At 49.1% G+C, this 20,831-nt stretch carries 22 protein-coding genes and 5 pseudogenes; 9 read left to right on the top strand and 18 right to left on the bottom strand.

All coding sequences use genetic code 11. From position 1 onward, the window contains the following. Window positions 1-38 precede the first annotated feature (38 nt). The 17 genes and pseudogenes from GO007_RS25165 to umuD (GO007_RS25090) form a co-directional block, all read right to left on the bottom strand. The gene (locus GO007_RS25165) at window positions 39-305 is read right to left on the bottom strand and encodes a hypothetical protein (protein WP_095104696.1); all 267 of its coding nucleotides are present in this window, start codon (window positions 303-305) and stop codon (window positions 39-41) included. Continuing rightward, a complete protein-coding gene (locus GO007_RS25160; RefSeq protein ID WP_095104694.1) occupies window positions 293-478 on the bottom strand; it encodes a hypothetical protein in 186 nt (61 codons plus the stop codon). Before GO007_RS25160 ends, GO007_RS25165 begins: the two co-directional genes overlap by 13 nt. A gap of 3 nt (window positions 479-481) precedes the next feature. Further along, window positions 482-769, bottom strand: a complete 288-nt coding sequence (locus GO007_RS25155; protein ID WP_032693963.1) for a type II toxin-antitoxin system RelE family toxin — start codon at window positions 767-769, stop codon at window positions 482-484. Continuing rightward, entirely contained in the window at window positions 766-1,017 is a 252-nt protein-coding gene (locus GO007_RS25150) for a type II toxin-antitoxin system Phd/YefM family antitoxin (RefSeq protein WP_095104692.1), read from the bottom strand. Before GO007_RS25150 ends, GO007_RS25155 begins: the two co-directional genes overlap by 4 nt. Window positions 1,018-1,180: 163 nt before the next feature. Next, window positions 1,181-2,256 (bottom strand): annotated as a pseudogene (gene umuC / locus GO007_RS25145) (translesion error-prone DNA polymerase V subunit UmuC); the annotation flags it as partial. A gap of 21 nt (window positions 2,257-2,277) precedes the next feature. Continuing rightward, window positions 2,278-3,552: a translesion error-prone DNA polymerase V subunit UmuC gene (gene umuC, locus GO007_RS25140; RefSeq protein ID WP_014839920.1), complete on the bottom strand. Its 1,275-nt coding sequence runs from the start codon at window positions 3,550-3,552 to the stop codon at window positions 2,278-2,280. An 8-nt stretch (window positions 3,553-3,560) separates the two neighbouring features. Then, on the bottom strand, window positions 3,561-3,917 hold the full coding sequence (gene umuD, locus GO007_RS25135) for a translesion error-prone DNA polymerase V autoproteolytic subunit (protein ID WP_052626781.1): 357 nt from the start codon (window positions 3,915-3,917) through the stop codon (window positions 3,561-3,563). A gap of 553 nt (window positions 3,918-4,470) precedes the next feature. Further along, window positions 4,471-6,264 (bottom strand): ATP-dependent nuclease, encoded by a 1,794-nt coding sequence (locus GO007_RS25130; RefSeq protein WP_014839921.1) that lies wholly within the window; start codon window positions 6,262-6,264, stop codon window positions 4,471-4,473. A gap of 509 nt (window positions 6,265-6,773) precedes the next feature. Next, window positions 6,774-7,841: an SAVED domain-containing protein gene (locus GO007_RS25125; RefSeq protein ID WP_014839922.1), complete on the bottom strand. Its 1,068-nt coding sequence runs from the start codon at window positions 7,839-7,841 to the stop codon at window positions 6,774-6,776. A gap of 8 nt (window positions 7,842-7,849) precedes the next feature. Then, on the bottom strand, window positions 7,850-8,320 hold the full coding sequence (locus GO007_RS25120; protein ID WP_042934513.1) for a Mov34/MPN/PAD-1 family protein: 471 nt from the start codon (window positions 8,318-8,320) through the stop codon (window positions 7,850-7,852). Further along, window positions 8,313-10,046: a ThiF family adenylyltransferase gene (locus tag GO007_RS25115; protein WP_042934515.1), complete on the bottom strand. Its 1,734-nt coding sequence runs from the start codon at window positions 10,044-10,046 to the stop codon at window positions 8,313-8,315. Before GO007_RS25115 ends, GO007_RS25120 begins: the two co-directional genes overlap by 8 nt. Then, window positions 10,043-11,086 carry a nucleotidyltransferase domain-containing protein gene (locus tag GO007_RS25110; RefSeq protein ID WP_014839923.1) on the bottom strand — a complete coding sequence of 348 codons (1,044 nt, stop codon included), beginning with the start codon at window positions 11,084-11,086 and terminating at the stop codon, window positions 10,043-10,045. Before GO007_RS25110 ends, GO007_RS25115 begins: the two co-directional genes overlap by 4 nt. Before the next feature lie 138 nt (window positions 11,087-11,224). Further along, window positions 11,225-13,357: a tyrosine-type recombinase/integrase gene (locus GO007_RS25105; RefSeq protein WP_087549186.1), complete on the bottom strand. Its 2,133-nt coding sequence runs from the start codon at window positions 13,355-13,357 to the stop codon at window positions 11,225-11,227. Then, the gene (locus GO007_RS29445) at window positions 13,354-13,647 is read right to left on the bottom strand and encodes a site-specific integrase (protein WP_255430955.1); all 294 of its coding nucleotides are present in this window, start codon (window positions 13,645-13,647) and stop codon (window positions 13,354-13,356) included. Before GO007_RS29445 ends, GO007_RS25105 begins: the two co-directional genes overlap by 4 nt. Further along, window positions 13,619-14,320 (bottom strand): tyrosine-type recombinase/integrase, encoded by a 702-nt coding sequence (locus tag GO007_RS29440; protein ID WP_255430954.1) that lies wholly within the window; start codon window positions 14,318-14,320, stop codon window positions 13,619-13,621. The genes GO007_RS29445 and GO007_RS29440 overlap by 29 nt, the downstream gene beginning before the upstream one ends. A 102-nt stretch (window positions 14,321-14,422) precedes the next feature. Then, window positions 14,423-14,653: pseudogene (locus GO007_RS25095) on the bottom strand (Y-family DNA polymerase); the annotation flags it as partial. Next, window positions 14,653-15,083, bottom strand: a pseudogene (umuD, locus tag GO007_RS25090) (translesion error-prone DNA polymerase V autoproteolytic subunit). The pseudogenes GO007_RS25095 and umuD (GO007_RS25090), both read right to left, overlap by 1 nt. Before the next feature lie 210 nt (window positions 15,084-15,293). On the opposite strand from umuD (GO007_RS25090), the gene GO007_RS25085 reads away from it, so the two are divergent. From GO007_RS25085 to GO007_RS29300, 8 genes and pseudogenes are all read left to right on the top strand, one after another. Next, on the top strand, window positions 15,294-15,524 hold the full coding sequence (locus GO007_RS25085; RefSeq protein ID WP_009654052.1) for a hypothetical protein: 231 nt from the start codon (window positions 15,294-15,296) through the stop codon (window positions 15,522-15,524). A gap of 569 nt (window positions 15,525-16,093) precedes the next feature. Continuing rightward, entirely contained in the window at window positions 16,094-16,774 is a 681-nt protein-coding gene (locus GO007_RS25080) for a DNA methylase (protein ID WP_095104690.1), read from the top strand. Beyond that, window positions 16,774-16,995 carry a hypothetical protein gene (locus GO007_RS25075; protein WP_095104688.1) on the top strand — a complete coding sequence of 74 codons (222 nt, stop codon included), beginning with the start codon at window positions 16,774-16,776 and terminating at the stop codon, window positions 16,993-16,995. The genes GO007_RS25080 and GO007_RS25075 overlap by 1 nt, the downstream gene beginning before the upstream one ends. Window positions 16,996-17,039: 44 nt before the next feature. After that, a complete protein-coding gene (locus GO007_RS25070) occupies window positions 17,040-17,459 on the top strand; it encodes a DUF1380 family protein (RefSeq protein ID WP_095104686.1) in 420 nt (139 codons plus the stop codon). A gap of 53 nt (window positions 17,460-17,512) precedes the next feature. Beyond that, complete coding sequence (locus tag GO007_RS25065; RefSeq protein ID WP_095104684.1) at window positions 17,513-18,298, top strand: hypothetical protein; 786 nt, start codon at window positions 17,513-17,515, stop codon at window positions 18,296-18,298. Between the two features lie 402 nt (window positions 18,299-18,700). Beyond that, complete coding sequence (locus GO007_RS25055) at window positions 18,701-19,129, top strand: antirestriction protein (protein WP_095104796.1); 429 nt, start codon at window positions 18,701-18,703, stop codon at window positions 19,127-19,129. Between the two features lie 77 nt (window positions 19,130-19,206). Next, window positions 19,207-19,398: a hypothetical protein gene (locus GO007_RS25050; RefSeq protein WP_095104682.1), complete on the top strand. Its 192-nt coding sequence runs from the start codon at window positions 19,207-19,209 to the stop codon at window positions 19,396-19,398. A 60-nt stretch (window positions 19,399-19,458) separates the two neighbouring features. Then, a pseudogene (locus tag GO007_RS29300) lies at window positions 19,459-19,720 on the top strand (hypothetical protein). A 146-nt stretch (window positions 19,721-19,866) separates the two neighbouring features. On the opposite strand, the pseudogene GO007_RS29295 reads toward GO007_RS29300, so the two are convergent. Next, window positions 19,867-20,094, bottom strand: a pseudogene (locus GO007_RS29295) (hypothetical protein); the annotation flags it as partial. A 462-nt stretch (window positions 20,095-20,556) separates the two neighbouring features. Here GO007_RS29295 and GO007_RS25045 point away from each other — a divergent pair. After that, window positions 20,557-20,787, top strand: coding sequence for a CCDC81 family HU domain 1-containing protein (locus GO007_RS25045; protein WP_095104680.1), 231 nt, complete (start codon window positions 20,557-20,559; stop codon window positions 20,785-20,787). The last annotated feature ends 44 nt before the right edge of the window (window positions 20,788-20,831 follow it).

Below are 20,831 nucleotides of genomic sequence, written 5' to 3'. Positions count from 1 at the left end.
GTAGAACCTCGGCAACCAGAGCAGAAGGCTGATATTTTTCAATCTGATGGTGGAAACTGAACTTTCCGGTGTTGCAGCTCGGATTTGAACGTCTCCAACTGACGGGTGTTGATTTTTATCCACTCGCGGTTGGTCATACCGCCCTCGAGGAAAACCTGCTCGCGCCATTCAGGACCTTCCCATTTGGCAACACGCTGAACGTTTTCGATGCCAAAGTAGGAGAGTGGGTATATTCGAAAATATTTATCCCATAAAATGTAGATCACAGGTACGCAGAGGATGGCCAGGGTTATCAGAATTTCCATGCCCATTCCTTGAATTCGTCTGACTTGATTATCAAAGCAGTGTTCCCCGGTTTTTTAAACGATGGGTTCTTTTTCTTTTCAGAGAAAGCAACATGAGCTATCCATAGCTCATCGGTGAATAATTTTACCTGTTTTATCTGTCTGTTTTTCATGCTTTTTTGGTCATTCATCATGCGTTATCTCATCCTTTCGCTGGCCAGATTGTACACGTCACTGCGTTCACGCTTCCCAACAGCAACAACCGCGATAATTAATTGATCATCTATCACCTGATACACCAGGCGAAAACCTGATGCACGAAGTTTAATTTTATAACAGTCCTTTATTCCTCTCAGCTTTGCAGAGGGGATATGTGGTTCGTCACAGCACTTCTTCAGTTTCTTCGCAAACTGCTGCTGAATGGCCTTATCCAGCTTTTGCCACTCTTTCAGCGCATCTTCCCTGAATTTGACCGTATAAGTCATAGATAAGTGTCCAGGTCCACGTCAAGCAGCTGCTGGTTACTGCGTTCTGATACCAGCTTTGCCAGTTCCTGATCATCAAGGGCATCGAGCAGCTTCTCGTAAAGCTCTGCCGGGATGCAGTAAAAAGCGGGCTGGTTACGGTTCAGAATAGCGACCGGGAAGCCGTAGCCGGCACTGACCGTCGCCATCGGATTTTTTTTTAGTTCGCTGATGCTCGCGCTTGTGTCACTCAGAATAATGTTAGGCATAGTGCACCTTTAAGACTTATTAACAGGTCTCAAATATAGCCCTCACATGACCAGTTAACAAGTCTTTTAGACGGTGGCGGCGCAAAATACCCGGAGGGCGAGGGCACTGGCGATCGTACCCATTATGGTGGACACGCAAGCCAGGGCCGGGCTGAGCCGCAGGTCAAAACCTGGCGACCGGTAACTCTTTCCAGCGGGTTGTATATGCCGGCGACAACATCTCCCGCTTCATCTGCCACTCAGGAGCAATACCTCTGCCGGCAAACCAGATCTTACCAAGCCCTGAGTGATTAATGCCGTCAAGGACCTTCATCAGCTCATCACTGTGCGGCGCGGCTGTATCTCATCGAACAGGTTCAACTGAGAGACTCCGTTTGGACTGAAATCGTTCAACATGACGCCGGCTTTTGCGTAGCGATGGCCTGGTACCCAGATCCTGTCCAGCGCGTTAACCGCAGCGGCGATAATGTCCCGGGTGTCTCGTGTTGGCGTACTCAGTTTTTCCGTCGAGATATTCCCGTAGTACGGCTCTTTGACGGCGAACGGCGAGGTTTTAACGAAGGCGGAAATGTGCCGGCAGTACTGGCGCTCACCACGTAGTTTTTCAGCTGCCCGCTCAGCATACTGGCATATGGCCTGACGGAGCTCATCATAGGCGGTGATCCGCTGCCCGAAGCTGCGACTGCAGACGATCTGCTGTTTGGGCGGCGGAGCTTCCTCCAGCGAAATACAGCTCTCTCCGTTCAGCTCCCGGACCGTTCGCTCGAGTACTACGTTAAAGTTCTTCCGGATAAACGTCGGGTTAGTCAGCGACAGCTGCAGGGCTGTTGTGATCCCCATCACCTTCAGTTTCTTTGCTATCCGGTTTTCCACACCCCATATTTCTTCAACCGGCTGCAGGGATAGCAGCTTTGCCGTTCGCCGCGGATTGGCCGGAGTCAGCGCCAGCACGCCGCGGAATTGCGGCCACTCTTTTGATGCCCACTGCGCCGACTTCGCCAGCGTTTTTGTGGCGCCGATACCGACTCCGATCGTCAGGCCAGTGCCATTGTGAACGTGCTCACGCAGCTGCGTGCCGAAGGCTTCCAGGTCCATACAGTGGCTGATACCGCTGACGTCCAGGAAGCATTCGTCAATGGAGTACTGCTCAACGCGAGGAGATAACTCTTCCAACAGTGCAACCACGCGATTACTGAGACTCGCATTTATGTGGAATAGAAAAGCAACCGTTGATTCAGGATTTCACTAATGGAAAGCTTCTTATTGGATACGTGCTACCGGTATATCATCCCAACAGGTCGTCCATGCCGGGCTAAGCATTTCCCGCTTCATTTTCCACGCTGTATTGACACCTTGCCCCGCAAACCACACATTGCCTAACCCGGACTGATTGATGCCATCCAGTACCTTCATCAGTTGGGCGCTTTTCTCCCTAGGTTTGTTCTCGTCAAAAAGGTTAAACTGAGCTACGCCATTCGGCGTGAAATCATCAAGCGCGATACCGGCCTTCATATAGCGCCGACCATCCAGCCAGATGCGATCGAGCGAACTCATCGCAACTTCAATAATGTCTCGCGTATCCTGGGTCGGGAGAGCAAGTTTTTCCCCTGCACTATTACCGTAATAAACTTCGTTAACAGCATGAGGCGATGTTCTTATAAAAATGCCAATATGTCGGCAAAACTGACGTTCGCTTCTCAGCTTTTCGGCTGCACGTGTCGCGTAGAGGCAGAGTGCCTGCTGCATGGCTGTTTTTGACGTGATGCGCTTACCGAAGGAGCGTGAGCATATAATTTGCTGTTTTGATGACGGAAGCTCCTCAAGAGGAATGCAGGACTCTCCATTCAGTTCACGCACGGTGCGCTCCAGAACGACCGAGAAATTATTTCTGATAAACCTCGGGTTGGACTGAGCGAGCTGTAAAGCATTTTTAATCCCCATCAGGTTAAGGCGTTTGCCTATTTTCCTGCCCACGCCCCAAATCTCTTCTACGGGCTGATTTTCCAGCAGTGTCATGGTGCGTTTCGGATTATCCGGTGTGAGCGCCAGGACGCCGCGAAACTGTTTCCACTCCTTGCTGGCCCATTGAGCTGATTTGGCCAAGGTTTTGGTCTGTCCGATACCGACGCCAATAGGCAGCCCAACGGTATTCAGGACATGCGCTTTGAGACGGCGACCAAAATGTTCAAACCCTTCGCAACTGTCAATGCCGGTCAAATCCAGAAACATTTCGTCAATGCTGTACTGTTCGACTCGCGGTGCAACTTCCTCTAGGGCGATCATTACTCTCTGGCTAAGGCTATGATAAAGCGCATAATTTGAGCTAAAAGTATGTACCTGTTCCCGGTAATCCTGATTTTTAATCTGGAACCAGGGTACCCCCATTTTTATCCCTAACGCTTTTGCGCCTGCATTACGTGCAATAACGCATCCGTCGTTGTTACTAAGAACAACAATCGGTTTGCCTCGCAAATCTGGACGAAACAACGCCTCACAACTGGCATAAAATGAGTTTACATCTGCAAGACCAAACATTGGCATCGTTACCTCCGTCGAGTACGAGTGCAGTTGAAAAACCACGTAACCACACCAAATAGTTGTAATTCATCGGGATAAATAATTGGAAATGCTGGACTCATAGGTAAAAGCGCAAGCCGGGGCTTCAGTTGAAGACGCTTAACGATAAACTCGCCATCGACCTCCACGACAACAATATCACCATGAGTAGCTTCTTCAGCGCGATCAACCACCATAATATCGCCATCACAAAGACCAAACTCCTGCATACTGCAGCCACTGGCGCGTACAAAAAAAGTAGAGGCCCGTCTGCGTATACAGAGCTCATTTAAATCCAGTTCCTTTTCGACGTAATCCTGAGCTGGGGATGGAAATGCTCCCATAGTCACAGGTTTTCATGGGCAGAAAAAGAATAAAATACAGGACGTCGTACTTTATTGCTTTCATAAGCTAAAAAATTAATTAACAATATGATTATATTGTTAATTATAAAAATTACATTCCAAGGCGACATGTTGATTTACTCGCAACTGATACTGTTTGTATATACAGTATTGTACAATAACAGAGTAAAGCAAGTGATTCATAAGTGTGTATTGTGATCTTGTTGAAGTAAGGGCAAATTTAGTTATGCAAGTAAGAGGTATAGACAGGTGGTTCAGGAATCAACGGAACCGTTCAATGATTGTCACTACCTCTCTCGTCCTCAACTTGATGCCAATGTGCTCCCTGCTTCAGAGGCCGGGAGTGTTGCTCGTGCAATAGCTATCTATAACCAATGGAGCTCTGATTTATCCCGGCACCGATATTGGGGGGAGACCAAACAACTTTGTTAGTGTATCAATATGCTAACAATTAGAGGACAGTTCTATAAAAATGATGGATCTGACTATCAGGCCCATCATTAGAACCTTTAAGCTGTATGTTTTAATTATTTTATAGCCACGTATTATAGATTCTTTGCATAACTTCTTTTAATTTATCAGGGATTCCATCAAAATCATCTCCCCATCCTAATGTTTGCTGATAGGCATTAAATGGTTTTTCAGATTTTGGGGCTGGATAGCCAAGAAGATCTTCAATACACTCCTCAACAACAATTACTTTTTCATGGTCACCAGCTGCTTCTAGTATATGTGGGTTAAATACTTCCGCCCCCTTAACTCCCTGATCCCTATCGTGAATAACGATAAAATCAACATCTAATGCAGAAAGATATTTTATTAATCCTATTATGGCTGCCTTTCCTCGTGCCTTAACTAATTCGGTGTTGGTTAGTATCTTATTTCTAGAGAGTGCAGGCACCCTCCGAAGCGCTTCCTTGAAAACAATTTCCTCTGTATCACCCTCTACGACTATAACCTTTTTAGTAAAAAATATGCGCGACATATGATCATCCAACTTCATTATCATTTTCACATAATTCTTGTCATCTTCTGATAGCTGTTTGTATTTTTCGGTCACAGAGAATGGGTTAATTGAGGTATGAGAGGATTCATAATGGAACCTATTCAATACTTGTCTTGGTTTTCTGGAAAGATCAATGAGGTAAGGGGAGTGAGTTGTGGCAATGATTTGAGATGATAGGCCTGATAAGTCATAGATAATATCTCTCATTTGATTGGCTGCACTTGGGTGAAGATATATTTCAGGTTCCTCAAAGCCAATGATAAGACTCCTTGCATCTTCACCTCTTTTTCTCAACCACTCCTGCCTGAATCTTAGCAGGCCAAAAACGGCGGCCCTTACCATACCGGTTCCTTGATTAGATACTGTAGTTCGTATATTGCTTGACATTTCAATGGAGAAAGTGGGTGACAATGCAGTGTCAGGATTGGAAAGATCGGCGAATGCATAGATTTTTGACTCAGGGAATACACCGCAAAGAACTTTGTTTAGCTCACCCATCATTATCCCAAATTCTGATTTTTCATCGGAAGGGTTTAATTCTTTAGCAAGTTCATTTAGACATTCTTGGGCACGTTTGTAATTGTCTGATCCTCCTCGAACATCTTTAAATAGTTCGTTTAGTGTTTTTTGAAGCACTCCCGTCTTATCTTCAATTTCATTAGCTCCTGATTCTGCAGGAATAAGTAAAAAGCTTGGTAGTCTTGAAAGTACCACTCCACCTATACCGCCTGGGTTTTTGTCCCAGATCTCTTCTTCTGTTACGTCCCAAATATCATCTATGAGCTCAAGTTTTGACTTTTCGCTACCACTTATGTTTTTTTCTAAAGAAGAGAATAGTTCGGTGATGATTGCAGCGTCGACTCCGGATTCAATAAAATCCAGAGGCTTCTTTAGATTCTCAAACTCTTTTTTCAGTTCTCTCTTGAGTGATTTTAATTCAATTAAAACATCTTCACCCAATGTATAGCTCTTTCTGTAAAAAATGCTATTGCCAGTTTCTCCACTATCGGTTGGATCATAAGAAAACACTCTCCCTTTGAATCCTCTCCACGTTTTAGCGTCATCTGGAACATTTCTAAACTCAGCTTCAAGTATTATTTCTTTACAGGATATTTTGTTTTCACCAGTTTCGGCATCAACTTCAGAACAGAAACAGTCTGAGGCCATTCTTTTTTTATCAGACAATAACCACTCAATGGCTTTTAAAACTGAACTTTTTCCTGCATTGTTAGAACCAATTAAAAATGTGGCGTCACCAAATTTGACCTGAGCATTGTGAATTCTTTTAAAACCATTTATTTTAAGGGTGTGTAATCGCATTAGTATTTTCCATATGCTATATAAAAATAAAATATTTAGAGATGACTTTGTATTATTCATACAGTTAGTCATTTTAATTTTAAAAATAGAGCAGTAATGAGACTTACATCAAAAAAATGTAATAATCCAGAAAAATCAAATTCTTTATTATCGGTGAGTTTGTGATATATTGATTGATTCATCGCGTAAAAATAACGCCCCTCTCGCTCTTCGCAGCAGTCACTTCGAATAGCTCTGGATTAAATAACTATAAAATTATGATGTTTAATGCTTTTTCCAGACAACATAAAGGTTGTGATAGGTTTTGCTCGGCAGTATTCGGAATGGATATACGCAAATCTTTCAGATACGATAGAAGGAAGGGTAGTAACTAAAAGTTATAAGTAGAAGCTGGATTCATTTAACATGTGCGTTATATATTTACACAGCCCTGAGTTATTATTTTCCATACATCAGGGCATTATAAGAAAACTATCAATTTGAAAAAACTATAAATATTGAATAAATCGTTAACTTACATTCTTGCTAGTCACTTTTATACACCATTCATATTTGTTCGCAATCGAGTTCCAGTGCCAAATGTTTATAACACCATGCAAACCTTCTTGGTAAAGGGTACCAAGTCGAAGGACGACTGATGCTTGTGCGGAAACAAAAAGATGCACCTCATTAGCCTGTTTTTTTAATTCAGAGATAATATAGCTAAGATCTCTGACTATTTTTTCTTGCTCATCTTCTTCAGGAAGATTATCAAATCGGAACCCTGTATTCAGTTGAGTATGTAAAGTATGCCCAATAAACTCGGCAGGAAGATCTTTTTCTAAAACTTCCATTGTAAATGAAATTGCAAGGCCTATAACATTTCCATTATTTGATGGCACACATTTACTATCATGAATTATCTGACCATTATAAAATTTAACTATCTTTGCATTAGTCGGAGGAGCATCAAGAGGATGAAACACTTTTTTATCCCGATCAAAATCAAACAACTTTAATGCCAAATGCCCATCTGTCATGAAGCTACCAACCATATAAAGATACGGTACGCTGCCGAGTGCAGCAACATAAGCAGTTGTTGCACCAGTGTGATGTATCCTATCTTGAATAGTTTGCCGGATATAACTTGCGTTGGACAAATTGTTATTTTTTATTCTTGAGTCAAAGGCTTTAAAATCCACATGTAAAATTTTTGCTTTCTCTCTGGTAGAGAGCATTTTCTCTGCCGCGTGGGGATCAGTATTTTCAAACCCATATGCTCGAATAAGAGCAATATCTCGCTTATTCAAGTCCCGAAGAGCGAGATATACGCAAATACACCATAAAATAAAACCCGCAACAATAAAGGTCAAGCTTATTAATTGGGCAATCTCCGAGTATTTTTGATAGGTTAAACTTACTCCATCGATAACATCAATATATCTTTTAACAAAAGCTTTTGAGAAAACAAGGTTAAGCCCCCAACCGCCAACTAATCCTGTCATTCCTAAACTCAACAAACCAAGTGAAAGTTTAGAAAGTTGATCTTTTGGTCTAAAAAGAAACTTGATAAGATATATTAAAGTTGTTTTATCCATGATGAACCTCAGAATTCCTGCCGGATAATTTTTTCATTATTAAAATAATAGAGGGCATTTGTTTCCGTACCAATTATTATGAAAAAAAGCCTCTGTCCTGGGTTCCGTAGTTTACAATTATTCCAGTCCCTAATATCGGTGTATGAAGCGTGAGGATTTTTTTCAGGATGTGTATGCCATGTGCCAAAGTAGATCAGTTGACCTTCGGAGTTCTCATACAGTTGATCGACGGTACGTTGATGTTCCGGATCTCTCAGGGTAAAACTCATTCTTGAGCATCTGTCCTCTTTCTGCGGTACTGTAATTTCAACTAAACCATAACGCTCAATCTCAAAATCTTTATCGCCAATGAGTACTCCAAACGCTTCAGGATCCATTGGTTTGAGCTGTCGATATTCTTGCCAGATATTACTCACTTTCTTTGATATAGTGAGATTAAAATGTTCGGTATCGATAATTAGCATATCAAAGTTATCCATTGCAAATATCACACTCATCATTGAACAAGGGCAGTATTTCTAATATACGGGTGAATGCGTAATACCTTCCACTTAATTTGAATCCATTTGCTATCGCATCCTCAGAGCTCCCCTTCCAGCTCACTCTGGATGATTCTCTAATTTTATTAAGAAGATATTGGACCCCGAGATTAGCGGTAATAAGAGCAGTTTGAGTCGAGGCTATGTATGAGTAAGGTAGGAACGCATCGCCACACCCAGCATGGTTTTTAGTCAAATCTTGATTCGGAGCCAAAAAATTCAAGTTAGAGGCTAGTCCTCTTGAAAAATCAGCCGGGTCAACATATGAACAACGTAAACATCCTTTTGTTCCAGGGATCGCCAGAACGGCATGCCCCCCTATGCCATACCCTTCAACCCATGTGTTAATAACTGGGACATTAATTTTTTCTTTAATTAAATAATCATGAAACAATCGTTCCTGGGTCGGTGCTCCTATCGCTATGATGATTAGATCATACTTCATTAGTAAGTCACGACGCCTCAAATCAAGTAGCTTACCAGTGTAGCTTCCAATCTCGAGCCATGGGTACTTGCTGGTGAGACTGTGCCATAATGCACTCGGTTTATGGAATGAGACATACTGAGGTGGCAGAATGTGGCGATAAAGGTTATTCAGTGAAAGTGTCTCTGGATCATATAAATCTATATGGCCAACGCCAGAGGCTGCGAGTTTATCTGCAACATCGCCTCCTACGGAACCACATCCAACAAGCATAACTTTTTTGCTAGTAAGGGATTGTTCCGCTCCACTCCGGGGCATAATCCTTTCTTTATTAAAAGTTAACACGATGAAGGGTTCAAGCACCCATTCGGTCAAATGTGAATGCTTTAAAGGCAATGTTTTCCGACCTTTGCCAGCGTTCTTTTGGGAAAAGTGGATTCCAAACCATGTGATTCCAGAAGGGGTTTGGGCATTGAAGATTAGCCAAAACTCATGTGAACGCTTTTGAGCAAATTTCTGAGTTAATTTTGCTTGAACATTCGTCGGTAGTTCTGACAGTAGGTCTAGATACCAGTCAGTAAGTTCATCCTTTTTCCATGGAGCAGGTTTTATCACGCTCAACGGTATGACGAATCCGTTACCTTTTGCGGCTTGGCGATTTTTGAGGAGCTGATTGATAGGTGAAAAAATATTATCTGGGACTGCCTCTTCAGCATAACCTAAATGATATTTTCCCAGACCTATGCTGCCTTTACTCGGCTTCAGTACGCACAACTCTTCTGGTGTTTCGCTTTCAGTTAAACAGAGAAAGGGGGTAATGTCCGGCTCAACGATATTCAACCAGCCAGCTTCAAATTCCCGAAGTAATTCCTTTGTATTCCATTCACTATCGGTTAAAGCTTGACTTAACAAAGAAACATGGCGTTTTAGCGATTCTTCGAAAGCTAGCTCAGGACATTCAAAATTCACGGATACCGCGTCAGGTACATTCACACAAATGCTTGCAAATTTGCTTCCGGGATAGAACGCAGTGTGCGCAAGCCTGGGCAATGTTGATGGCTCGGCCAAGAGAAAGCTGGGCATTTTCGAGAGTTCAGTAACAGCGATATGCCAAAGAGTAACTGGCATACCATTTATCTCCAGTTCGACAGTTAAGAACCCAATCTCTGCCGTCTTTGATGGAATTGCGGATACCTTGTATCCGCATTCATTCAAGTGAGCCATGATGACTGAATAATTCATGCGCCTTGCGATGTCCCCACTACTCCGGCAGATGCGAAAACAGTTTTAACAGCATTTGACGATGCAGATGATGTTTCAGCGCACTCAGGAAAATCTTCACCAAAGGCATTTCGTAGCAACTCGCACTGTTTTGACTCTTGCTCTTCATCAGCAACCTTATCCAGGGTTTTCAACAGTGCGCTCAGCTTATTGCGAAACTGTGTTCCTGTGACGATACTGCTACTATGAAAAATATCTCTGTAAGGACTCACTGGAAGCGTAACATTGACACTGTATTTATCCACGTCAACCTGAGTGAAATAGCTACGATAGTTAAGCATGTGGTTGATTGTCTTTCTCAGTGCAGTGAGGTCATCAGGGAAGCCTTCATCGTTGATGGAGGAGACGAAGGATTCCTTGACCATGACAGCTATACCAATTGAGTAGATTTTACGACGTACATCATCGCCAAATGTAAAATTTCGCCAACGCTTGAGGTATCTGACAATACGTCGAAACTGGTCATGCTTATTCGAGCCATAAGCTTCATTAGCGTCGTAATTATTCACCCAGTCGATAAGTTCACGTGGCGCAGATCTGGCCCACTCGCGGTTATCCTCAGCTGAATGTTTCTTGCCAACGGCCAGTTCGTATTGGCCGTTATCGTACTTGCGGTAAATTGGGATATCGATATGAAGGTCATCAGCCTTGTAGTCAGCAGTCACACAAGGTTTTTTGATCTTAGCATTTTTAAAACCCCGGCCTTCCAGTACTTCAAGTACAGCGAGCTTAGGTGTTATTGGGTTTTCTGGGGCCAGCTCCGCTTCGATTACTATTGCACGGTCAATATCGAAATCTTGACCTTTTTCCCGGATACCCGTGAAGGTCGCCAAAGACCCTTGAATGAAATCCTCAATAACCGGATATCCATCTTCTTTGAATCGTTCAACGATATCGGCAGTAATGCTATCGTCCTTGAGGCGGGCCGTCGTGTACTCCAAGTCCTTCCTTCCTAACTTGATAGCATCGTGAAATTTCTTAAATTTGTTTTGAAGACTCATCTTGACCCCATATTTGTTGTGAATTAAACAACAAATGGAGCCGCTTCGCTTGATTTCAAGTGACCGAATGAGAATTTAATCTAATTCTGATTTACATCAATAAAAATTAACTTTGTTAACATAGAGAGCCCGTAAGGTTTAGTCTTTTTGAGGTGCTGGCTGACTAGCCATTTTTTTTATGAATGCTGTCAGTTTATCAATATCACCTTCAGCAATGGCTTTCTCATCTGGCGTGAGCGGAACTTCCTCAAGATACCGATGTATGGATGCCTTACTTTCAAGAGCCTGAGCCCGAGAGCTGCTTTTTGGCAAGCTGAAATCACAACCAATACAGGCCATTCTGTGCGGGCAACTGCTCCAAAATGGATTGGTGCAATACAAATCGCCTAAATCATAGTATAGGGCGGGCCCTGAAGACGTTAGTGCCTGACTGTCATGATCGATCAATACGCTGATCATATGAGAAATTTTGTCCGCTTTCACAAAAGAAGCCGCCAGCCGTGTTGGGCGAATGCGGATGTAGTGCAGGGTTGAGCGTGGGCAGCTATGTCCGGACCATTCCATCAACTCATGCAGAGTCATCCCCTGTGGCACACTGGCCAGCGCGGTGACGGCTGATGCTCTTCCCCTGTGACTGGTAATCCGCCCCCGGCTGTCATTAAGAGGGACCCCAGACCGGGCGCAGAGTACCGGGATGATCGTGTTATTCAGGATTGAGCTTCCTATCAGTTTTCCTCTGTACTGAAATAAATAATTGACCCTTTCAGCAGTTCGCTCATCCGTCAAAGGAGCCTGTTCTGTAGGGCGTTCCTGTAACCACAAATCTACATACTTTTTCACGACACTGGCGACTGGTTTGACAAATGCCCTTGATGTTTTTCCAGCAGGAACATCCAGATAACAGAGCGTTCCTGCTGGGATAATACTGCCGTCATCATGCACAATATCATCTGTCTGTTCGTGGACACAGCCTATGCTCAATCGAAATATTTCGTTCTGGCGTAAGCCTGCATGAGTCCAGATAACCGCCATCGCCTGGTGCATGGTAAACGGATAATGGATCCCGGTCAGCATATCATCAGGTCGTAAATTCAGGCTGGCCCAGATCAGCTTCAGCCACACAGGATCGTCAATCACCCTAGGATTCACTCCCCGGCTGAAAGCTGGCGTGTCCGGCGTGGCCAGATGGCGGTAGGGGCTCAGCTTCAGTCTTCCCCATCCCCAGAGTTCATAATCAACAAAAAAACGCCGCAGGGCATACAAAAAAGATGCCCGGGAGTTACTCATCATTGGCTGTCCAGATCGGGCGGATATACGTCTTGTTTTTTCAGGCTCCAGAGAAAGCTCATCCACATTCATTCTTCCCAGCGCTGCGATGAAACTGGCACAGGTACTGATGCTCCAGTCAGCAGGCTCTCGGATATCAGGACAATCTCTGGCAAGCCACAAACCGATACGCAAAATAAAGCTGTAGTTCGATTCACGGGTCCGCGGCCGCAGTACGGACGTTTCCCGCCAGCGCTGACACCATCCGACCCATTCAGGGGCAATCCCATCAGTTCGTTTCTCTTTCCAGCCGGTATAACCCCGCATGCGCAATGGGCGTGACAAAATTCCCATGGCTGCCAGCCCATGGGAGACCTTACCTACCGCTCTGGCGATCCCGTTAGTGCGGTACTGTTGGCCCCGCTGGAGGAGCTCTTCGGTAAAGCTTTCCAGTCGCGGATCGCCATTTTCCAGCATCAGCATTCCCAGAACCGCTGAGAGAAACATTTCCTGATGACGAAGGGAATACCCTTGTGCCACCAGAACGTCCATGAGACGGCTGAGCTCCTGCTGAAAAATATCCCGGCCAAAAACCGCACAGGCATAATACGCAGGCTGGCGGCAACGGTTGCTGTACAAAGGGAGAGGAACCTGTGACAGGTGAAAGGCAAAAGCCGCCAGCAGTGGACCACTGAGGTGTCGTCGCTGATACAACTTCTGCCATATAGCTTCTGTCCAAAGATGACAGGGCAGATCCTGACGGGACGCTTCGGCGAGTACCGCCAGAATAGTGATCCTCGCGACCTCGGGCTTTATACCGCTCCGGGCGGCAATGTCATAAAGAGGACGCAGGAATGCCGGTACAAGTTTCTGCCGCAGATACTTACCCCGTCGTTGTGGGGTACTCAGGGCAAGACGTTCTTGTGCGGAGAACTCGGCACTAAGCTGATATGACTCCAGCGCAAAAGGCTGCCAGACAACGCCGGTGGTGTTTTCTGCTTTCATAAGAGAAGTCCCCGGTCAGAAAAAACCAGTCCGGCAACTTTTTTGTCAAGCTCAGCAACGGCCCCGGCCATGCTAGCAGCAAGATCGGTACCGGACAGGTGCAGGTAAATCTGGGTCGTCCGTGGATCCCGGTGCCCGGCATAAGCGGCGAGTTCGTGAAGTTTCCAGCCTGCCCGAGCCAGATGGGTCAGGCGCAGATGACGAAAGGTATGGGTGGATAAATCAGGAAGCCCGGATTTTAGCCCCCAATTGCGGACGATTTTACTCCAGCTCCAGATACTCAGCGGCATACCGTGATTCCGGTCTGATACTGACCGAAATAAAGGGCCACCAGAAAAATCCCTGTTGCCGTAACTGCTGCAGGTGTGCCGCAAGGACCGGCGTCACTGCCGGGCTGTAACAGACCACCCGTTCACGGTGATTTTTGGCCGTCTCAGCGCGGATACGGATCAGCCGGTGACCGGGATCAATATCGTCAATGCGGAGCGCCGTCACTTCCGCCCGCCGCAGTGCGCCATAATAAGCCAGCGCCAGCATCAGGCGATCGCGTAATGAACCGGCAGCGGCCTGCTTTAACAGGGCAAACCAGGCCTGATCATCAGGTATGCGGGGCAGTTTTGTCATTCTCGGAACCAGCCCCCGTCTGCTGAACGCCGGCCCCGGCAGCATGGCCCGGGGGACGGGGCTCGTTTCACAGTGTCCCCGGTAAGAAAGAAACTCATACCAGAGGCGGACGGCAGAGATGCGCAACTGTAGCGTGGCGCTGGCGACCGGACATGCCATGCCCGGCAACTGCGGACGGATATAACCCGAGAAATCGTCAAAACGGGCATCCGGAGGGGAAAGAGATTTCGCCTCGCAATAGCGTAAATAGTGCACAAGCGCACCGCGATACGCTTTAATTGTGGCATCCGCCCGGCCCAGATCCATCAGAAGTCCGAGCCATTGCTCAACCAGAGTCATACTGGCGGTGAACAGTGAACTGCCTGACATCATGTTGTTCTCCTGTTACAGGGGAAACCGGATCAGCTTAGTTCAGGATATTGCATTCCACTTAACTTACTAGAGCTCATAATTACTGGAGAACACGTGCAGCTTCTCAGGGAACTGTGTGTCCTTCAGCTGGAACCACGGGGTACCCATCTTGATGCCCAGCCGGCGTTTGGCTTCCACGCTTCGGGCGATTACACAGCCATCATTATTACTAAGGCAAACCACTGGTTTTCCTCGCAAATCAGGGCGAAACACCTTCTCGCAGCTGGCATAGAACGAATTCACGTCGGCCAGGGCGAACATTAATCCGTATCCCGTGTTTTATGAACAAACGCGGTCACCACGCCGAATATCTGCAGTGTCTCCGGGTCCGGGTGCAGGTCAGGATAAGCCGGGTTCATCGCCTGCTGGGCAGGGCAGGGCGGGGGGTCAGCAGAAGTCGTTTGACGGTAAACTCGCCCTCAATCTCGGCAATAACGATATCGCCATGCCGGGGTTTTTCCGCTTTATCAACGACCATCAGATCACCGGAGTAAAGACCAATGTCCGTCATCGAGTTTCCGATGGCCCTGACGAAATAGGTCGAGTGGCGCCGGCGAATGCAGTACTCGTTGAGGTCCAGTTCTGATTCGGTGTAATCGGCTGCAGGGGAGGGGAAACCTGCCGCGCATCGTTCAGTGAAAAGCGGAAGAGTGAGTATTCCGGGGTTGAGTGCTACAGGTGTGAATTTCACTGTTTTGTTCCTTTTTTACTGTGCATCCATACAGTAATTATTTTGCCGGCTGCTTGTTTTTGCAAGCCTCTTTATGCCGTCCCACGCTAACCCCCTGCTGTGATGGCGAAAAAAGTGTCATGTAACAAAAACGCATGCCAGGACGGCACTGACCCCCCTTATCCTGTAATATACTAATATCAAATGAATTTCATTCCCGAAGAGGTCTTTATGTCACCAGGTTTCAGAAATGTTCTCCGGTTTGCCGGCGTCCCGGTCGACAGCAGTGAACCTGTACGCAGAAAATACGGCAGTCGGCTGATTGGCATTGTCACCGTGTGCCTGCTTCCGCTTCTGGTGTTCGACGTACCGCTGTGGATCTTCGTGTTGTCGCAGGTTATCTGGGGGGCGGGCGTTTATATCGGCCTTTCCCTGGTCGGAGACAAGCCCCGGCCACGCTGATATTCTTTTCACTCTGGTCAAAAAAAGAACAGGTGACGCGACGCCTGCCTGACGGCTCTTCTCCGCCACCTGTCTCCAGATTATCCACAGAGTTAAACAGACGCTTTGTGGATAGCTGGTTCCCGACAGTTTCTTCTGCCGTTCACCCGTTAGCCTGTGCGTCCGCTGCCGCACGGTGCCAGTGTGCCGCGTCCGGTGTACCACGGAACGGGACGCAAGCCCGGTACTTCAGAAAATAATGATGTCGCGCTGCTCCGCATCGATGCCGCGCCTGGCGCGGGGATAGTCACTGCCCGGAGCCAGTGTGCCGCGCCCGGGCGGACACGGGACGGGCGGCTTTTCCGCTCCTGTCCGGCGTCGTTGTGATTTTACGCCATCCACTCGCCTTTTGAGGAGCGCCCTTCAAGCCGCTTTCGCGGCATAGCCTTGCCGTCGGAAGGCCTGACGGCTGCGGTATTCCACGGTCAGCTTGACCCGTTACCGGTCGCGGCGTACAGGCTCCGGGCAGCAGGGAACGGACGTCGTACCGACGTCCTCCTGGGTGCCCCCTGTCACCACGAGGTATCCCTATGTCCCGTTTTATCCTGGGTAACTGTATCGATATTATGGGCGGCTTTCCCGATCGCGCCGTCGATTTCATTCTGACCGATCCCCCGTACCTGGTCGGCTTCCGTGACCGCTCCGGCCGCACCCTTGCCGGTGACAAAACCGACGAGTGGCTCCAGCCTGCCTGCAATCAGATGTACCGCGTACTCAAAAAAGACGCGCTGATGGTCAGTTTTTACGGCTGGAACCGCGTCGATCGTTTTATGGCCGCGTGGAAAAGCGCCGGATTCAGCGTGGTCGGGCATCTGGTGTTCACCAAAACTTACTCGTCCAAATCCGCCTATGTCGGCTACCGCCATGAATGCGCCTATATCCTGGCGAAAGGTCGTCCGCCGCTACCGCAGGACCCGCTGCCGGACGTGCTGGGCTGGAAATACAGCGGCAACCGCCACCACCCGACCGAAAAACCCGTGACCAGCCTGCAACCTCTGATCGAGAGCTTCACACACCCGAACGCCATTGTTCTCGATCCGTTTGCCGGTTCAGGCTCCACCTGCGTGGCAGCCCTCCGGTCAGGGCGCCGTTACATCGGTATTGAACTGATGGAGCAGTACCACAAAGCCGGGATTGCCCGCCTGTCAGCGGTACAGCTCGCCATGCAGCGACCGGCCGCCAACGACGTCTTTTATCCGGAGGCCGCGTAATGAACTACGGCGGACACGAAGCCCTGCGCCGCGATATGGCCGGGCTGGCGAACAACCTGTGCGACCTGAAAACCACCCGCAATGTGCTGGAAGAAAAGTATCACTACCGGCATGACGGGCTGCCTGAACGACTGGCTGGCATGAGTCTGCGCCGTATCAGCGTACTGCTGGACAAGGCATTCGACATCGCCCTGATGCTGGATGAAAGTTTTCAGGACTGACCGCGGGCGGCGGTGCCGCCCCACAGAATCAACGGAGAAAAAAGATGTACGGAACCTGTGAAACCCTCTGCCGGTTGCTGAATGAGCAATATCCCGCAGAAACCCCGCTGAACCTGATTGTCTGGTCCCCGGAGGATATCGAAGCGCTGGCCGACGGGATGGAATGTGTCGTTTCTGAACAGGACATAAAGGCGGTGCTGGAGCGCATGGACGCCATATCGGAAGACCAGCGGCTTGAGTCGGGTGTGTCTGCCGGTGCGGTGATGGACCTGATCGATGAGGTGAAAGAGGCCGCTCCGGGAGTCCTGGTGCCGGCTGACCTGCTCGAAACCCTGCTGACGACCGCCGAACAGGCGTTATGGCACAGGGAATGGGCCGCCCGGGATGATAACCATCCGGTGCCGGAAAGCGTGACCCGTCGCCTTTCTGATACGGCGAAAGTGCGCGCATTACTGAAAAACTGAAACCTGCACGCCGCCCGGGCGGCGTGTCATTAACCTGTTTCGAGGACGATACTATGCAGGAAACCACCACACTAAACGCCCTTGTGATGCGCCGCGCGCGTGATCTGATAGCTGATTATGGATGGCCTGACCATACCGATGTTGATCAGCGAGATCCGGTAAACAAACCAGGATGGATAAGCATTTATGTCCGTCTGGATGCGGCTGATATTGTTCACCTGCTTCCTTTACTCAGCGCCGGCGAAGGTGCCGCAGCGCTGCAAAGTGCGGTGACGAAAATGACCGGAACGGCTGCGCAGATTATTTTATCCGGCAGCCGCTATGCAGACGCGCCACAGCTGCCGGAGGACGGGACACAGATAACCTTTCCCTGGGCCGGGGAATGGCTGACGGAGCCGGAAATTGAGGCGGTAACGGATTGTCTGTTTCGTGCCGTCCGGACTATCTCCCGGCAGGTTCGGGAGGATACTCGCCGGATAGAGGCCGCGCTGACCACACGCGGGGAAACGCTGTTTTACCGGCAGACACGCAATTTCCGTCTGGTTGTGAAAGAAAATGATATGCCCTGCTGGCTGGACGAAGAGGACGACAATGTACCGGTGGTGCTGGATGCCATCCTGAACAAAGGCGCGCGCTACAGTGCCGTTGCGTTCTTTGTTATCAGCGACAAAGTGGATCAGATCCTGGCATGTGGGCAGATGTGCGATGTGTTACGGATGCCGGGAGAGCCTCCGCGCCGGTGGATGGATTTAACCTTGTTACATGAGGTCATGGCAGAAGCGCGCGCAGAAATCACCCTTGTCTGCAATGCCCTTTCAACAATCCGGTCAGTGTCGTGAACCGCCGGGGGTTGCGGCCCCCGGGATCATCCCGGAAGGATAAGGCTGTCGCCGGCTCCGCTTTTATGGCGGCCCCGTCCCTGCGTGACGTTGCCTGAGAGCTTTCCACTCTGTCAGTGCTGTGCGTATGCGGGCTGTGCCGTGCCTCCATCGTAGCCGGGCTGCCGGGAATGCAAGGGTTCGCTTCGCCGCTGCGGTCACCCGGTCCTTCCTTCCCGTCTGCCGGGATTTTCCGGTCGTTCGCCCGCTCAGGATTCACGGACTCACCCTGCAACTCCCGGCTGCCGTGTGCGTCAGGCTGCGGCTTCCCTTGCGCCCCTGCATTCCCGACTGATCGCCCGTCTGTTATGGAGGCACGGCACCGCCCGGTGTCGCAGTCCATGTGATTACGGAGGTTTTACCATGCAGTATGTGAAAACGCGTGCGGTCCTGAATGTTGAAGAGTCCGATCGGCTTTCCTTCCTGCCGTACATGTTCGGCACTGATTTTATGATCGCGGAATTACAGGTGTACGCCCTGGCGAAAAAACTGATGCCGGAGTATGAAGGCTGTTTCTGGTACTTCATACGGCTGCCGGAGGGTGGCGGCTACATGATGCCGGATTGTGGGCGCGTACATCTGGTTAACACGGAAAACTGGTTTGATCGTACCGTCAGTGCCGACGCGGCGGGCATTATTCTGACCAGTCTGGCAGTTAACCGTCGTCTGGCGGCCTGGCATGACTGCGGCAACCCGGCCCTGACTCACCTTTACATGCTGCGTGATGCCCAGCTCTGGGATCACATTACCTTTCACCCGGAATGCAACGCCATTTACGCCGCGCTGGACTGATTAACGGCCCGGACGGCATGTTTTCAGTAACGGAATAATACACGGCGGGGAAATCCCGCCGGTTAAGGAGAATACCGTTGAATATTGCGCCAGAAACCCGCGAAATACTGCGACAGTACAAAGCCCTGATAAATGCCCGCCGCCGTGATGCCGGTCAGCGGGAACTGACAACCGCACAGGTCATGGATGAAATCTGCGAGTACATGACCTGTCAGTGTGCCGTGTATCTCGCCGGTCATTTCATCTTACAGGGTGGAAAAGGGCAGTAAGCACGATGGCAGGTGCAGGAGGAGAGGGCTCCTGTCAGCCCGCGTGAAAACCCGGGCAGGCTGCGCCTGCCGGAGAGGCGTTTCGCCGCGCCTGCGGCGCCACTCACGCCTTCTCCGTTTCTGACCGACAGGAGCGACAAAATCCTGTCCGTTACTTTTGTCCTGATGAACGTCGTGGGGGATAAACTGCGTCTCTGGAGTGGCGTTGCATGGATTATCGTTTCCGGCATCATCATGACGATGATACCGAAGGGGAGGAGCTCCGGATGACGAATTAAGCGTATTGATCACCGTATTTGCTTGCCTGGCTTCTGTCTGGTAAAGCATTGCGAAGTACAGAAAAGAAAATCGTTTTTCCGGGCTGGCATGACGCCGGATAATCGCCAGCCATCTCCTGAGCTGCCTGTAAATCCTCCTGATTCTTTCATTTTCTGTTTTCAGCCGTTCCCTTTTTCACTACGGGCGTCCGGGCGGGCTGTCGTGAACGGAGCCAGCCAGGCTGTCTCCGCCCTGCCGGGCTTCCATCCCATGACGCAACGTCAACGGCAGGCTTACAGCCTCCGTTCCGGAGGCGCCGCCCTGTCGCGCCGTGGCCTGCGCTCCCTGCACCCCGTCGAAAACCAACGGCCGCCGGGCTGTAAGGCGCAACGCCGTTTCGCGTGCCGCGCTCCGACGTTGCGGCGGGTCCCTGCTCATTTCCTCTCCTGTGCCTTTTCACCGTTTAAGTCCCTTTCGCCGGGGCTGAGACAAGCACAACCCGCCTGGCTGTCCAGGGACGGCGTGGCCTTTCGCAATAAATTTTTCCCGGCCATTCCGCTTCGCGCCATTAGACCGAAAAAAATTTCCCGCTCACCCCGGACATCTGCACCGGGCCGTGCTCGTTGACGCCCTTGCGGCGAAGGTTCTCAAACGGGTGAAGTTTATACCATCGGGAATATCGCAGCAGGTTCCCGCAAACGTCAAAACCGCGGCTCCCGAAACTCAACGGGTGATGTTCTTTAAAAATCAGGAAAAAAACGATGCTGATTAAAGGAGGCAGAAGAAGCAGACAACGAACCGCAGAAATGAAAAAAGCAGGGTAGCCCCTGCTTGATCCACGCCGTAAAAATCGCTCGAACGGTTCTACGGCTTCATTAACTACCTGAAGGAGTTAACGTAATGAACATGACCATTCTTTCACCTTCCGCAGAGGCTGTAAAGCCCCGTCGCCATCCGCGCATTTCCCGTGCTGGGATCCCCGCGCCGGAGATTGACCCCGCGTTAAAAGCTTTTGGCCGCCATATCGCCAGAAGTCACCGCAAGGGGCGCGGCGTTCATATCCCCGCGATGAAAAACGCCGCTTTCGGGCAGGTGCTCCGCACGCTTGAACTGAAACGCGCATTTAACTGATGAGGTGAGCCGCCCCGCGAGGGGCGGCAACCGCAGGAAGGAGA

It is taken from the genome of Klebsiella sp. 10-1 (genome assembly GCF_009758445.1).
Lineage (GTDB): Bacteria > Pseudomonadota > Gammaproteobacteria > Enterobacterales > Enterobacteriaceae > Klebsiella > Klebsiella scottii.
Note: the sequence above shows the minus strand (reverse complement) of the source record. Positions and strands in the feature narration are given on the sequence as shown.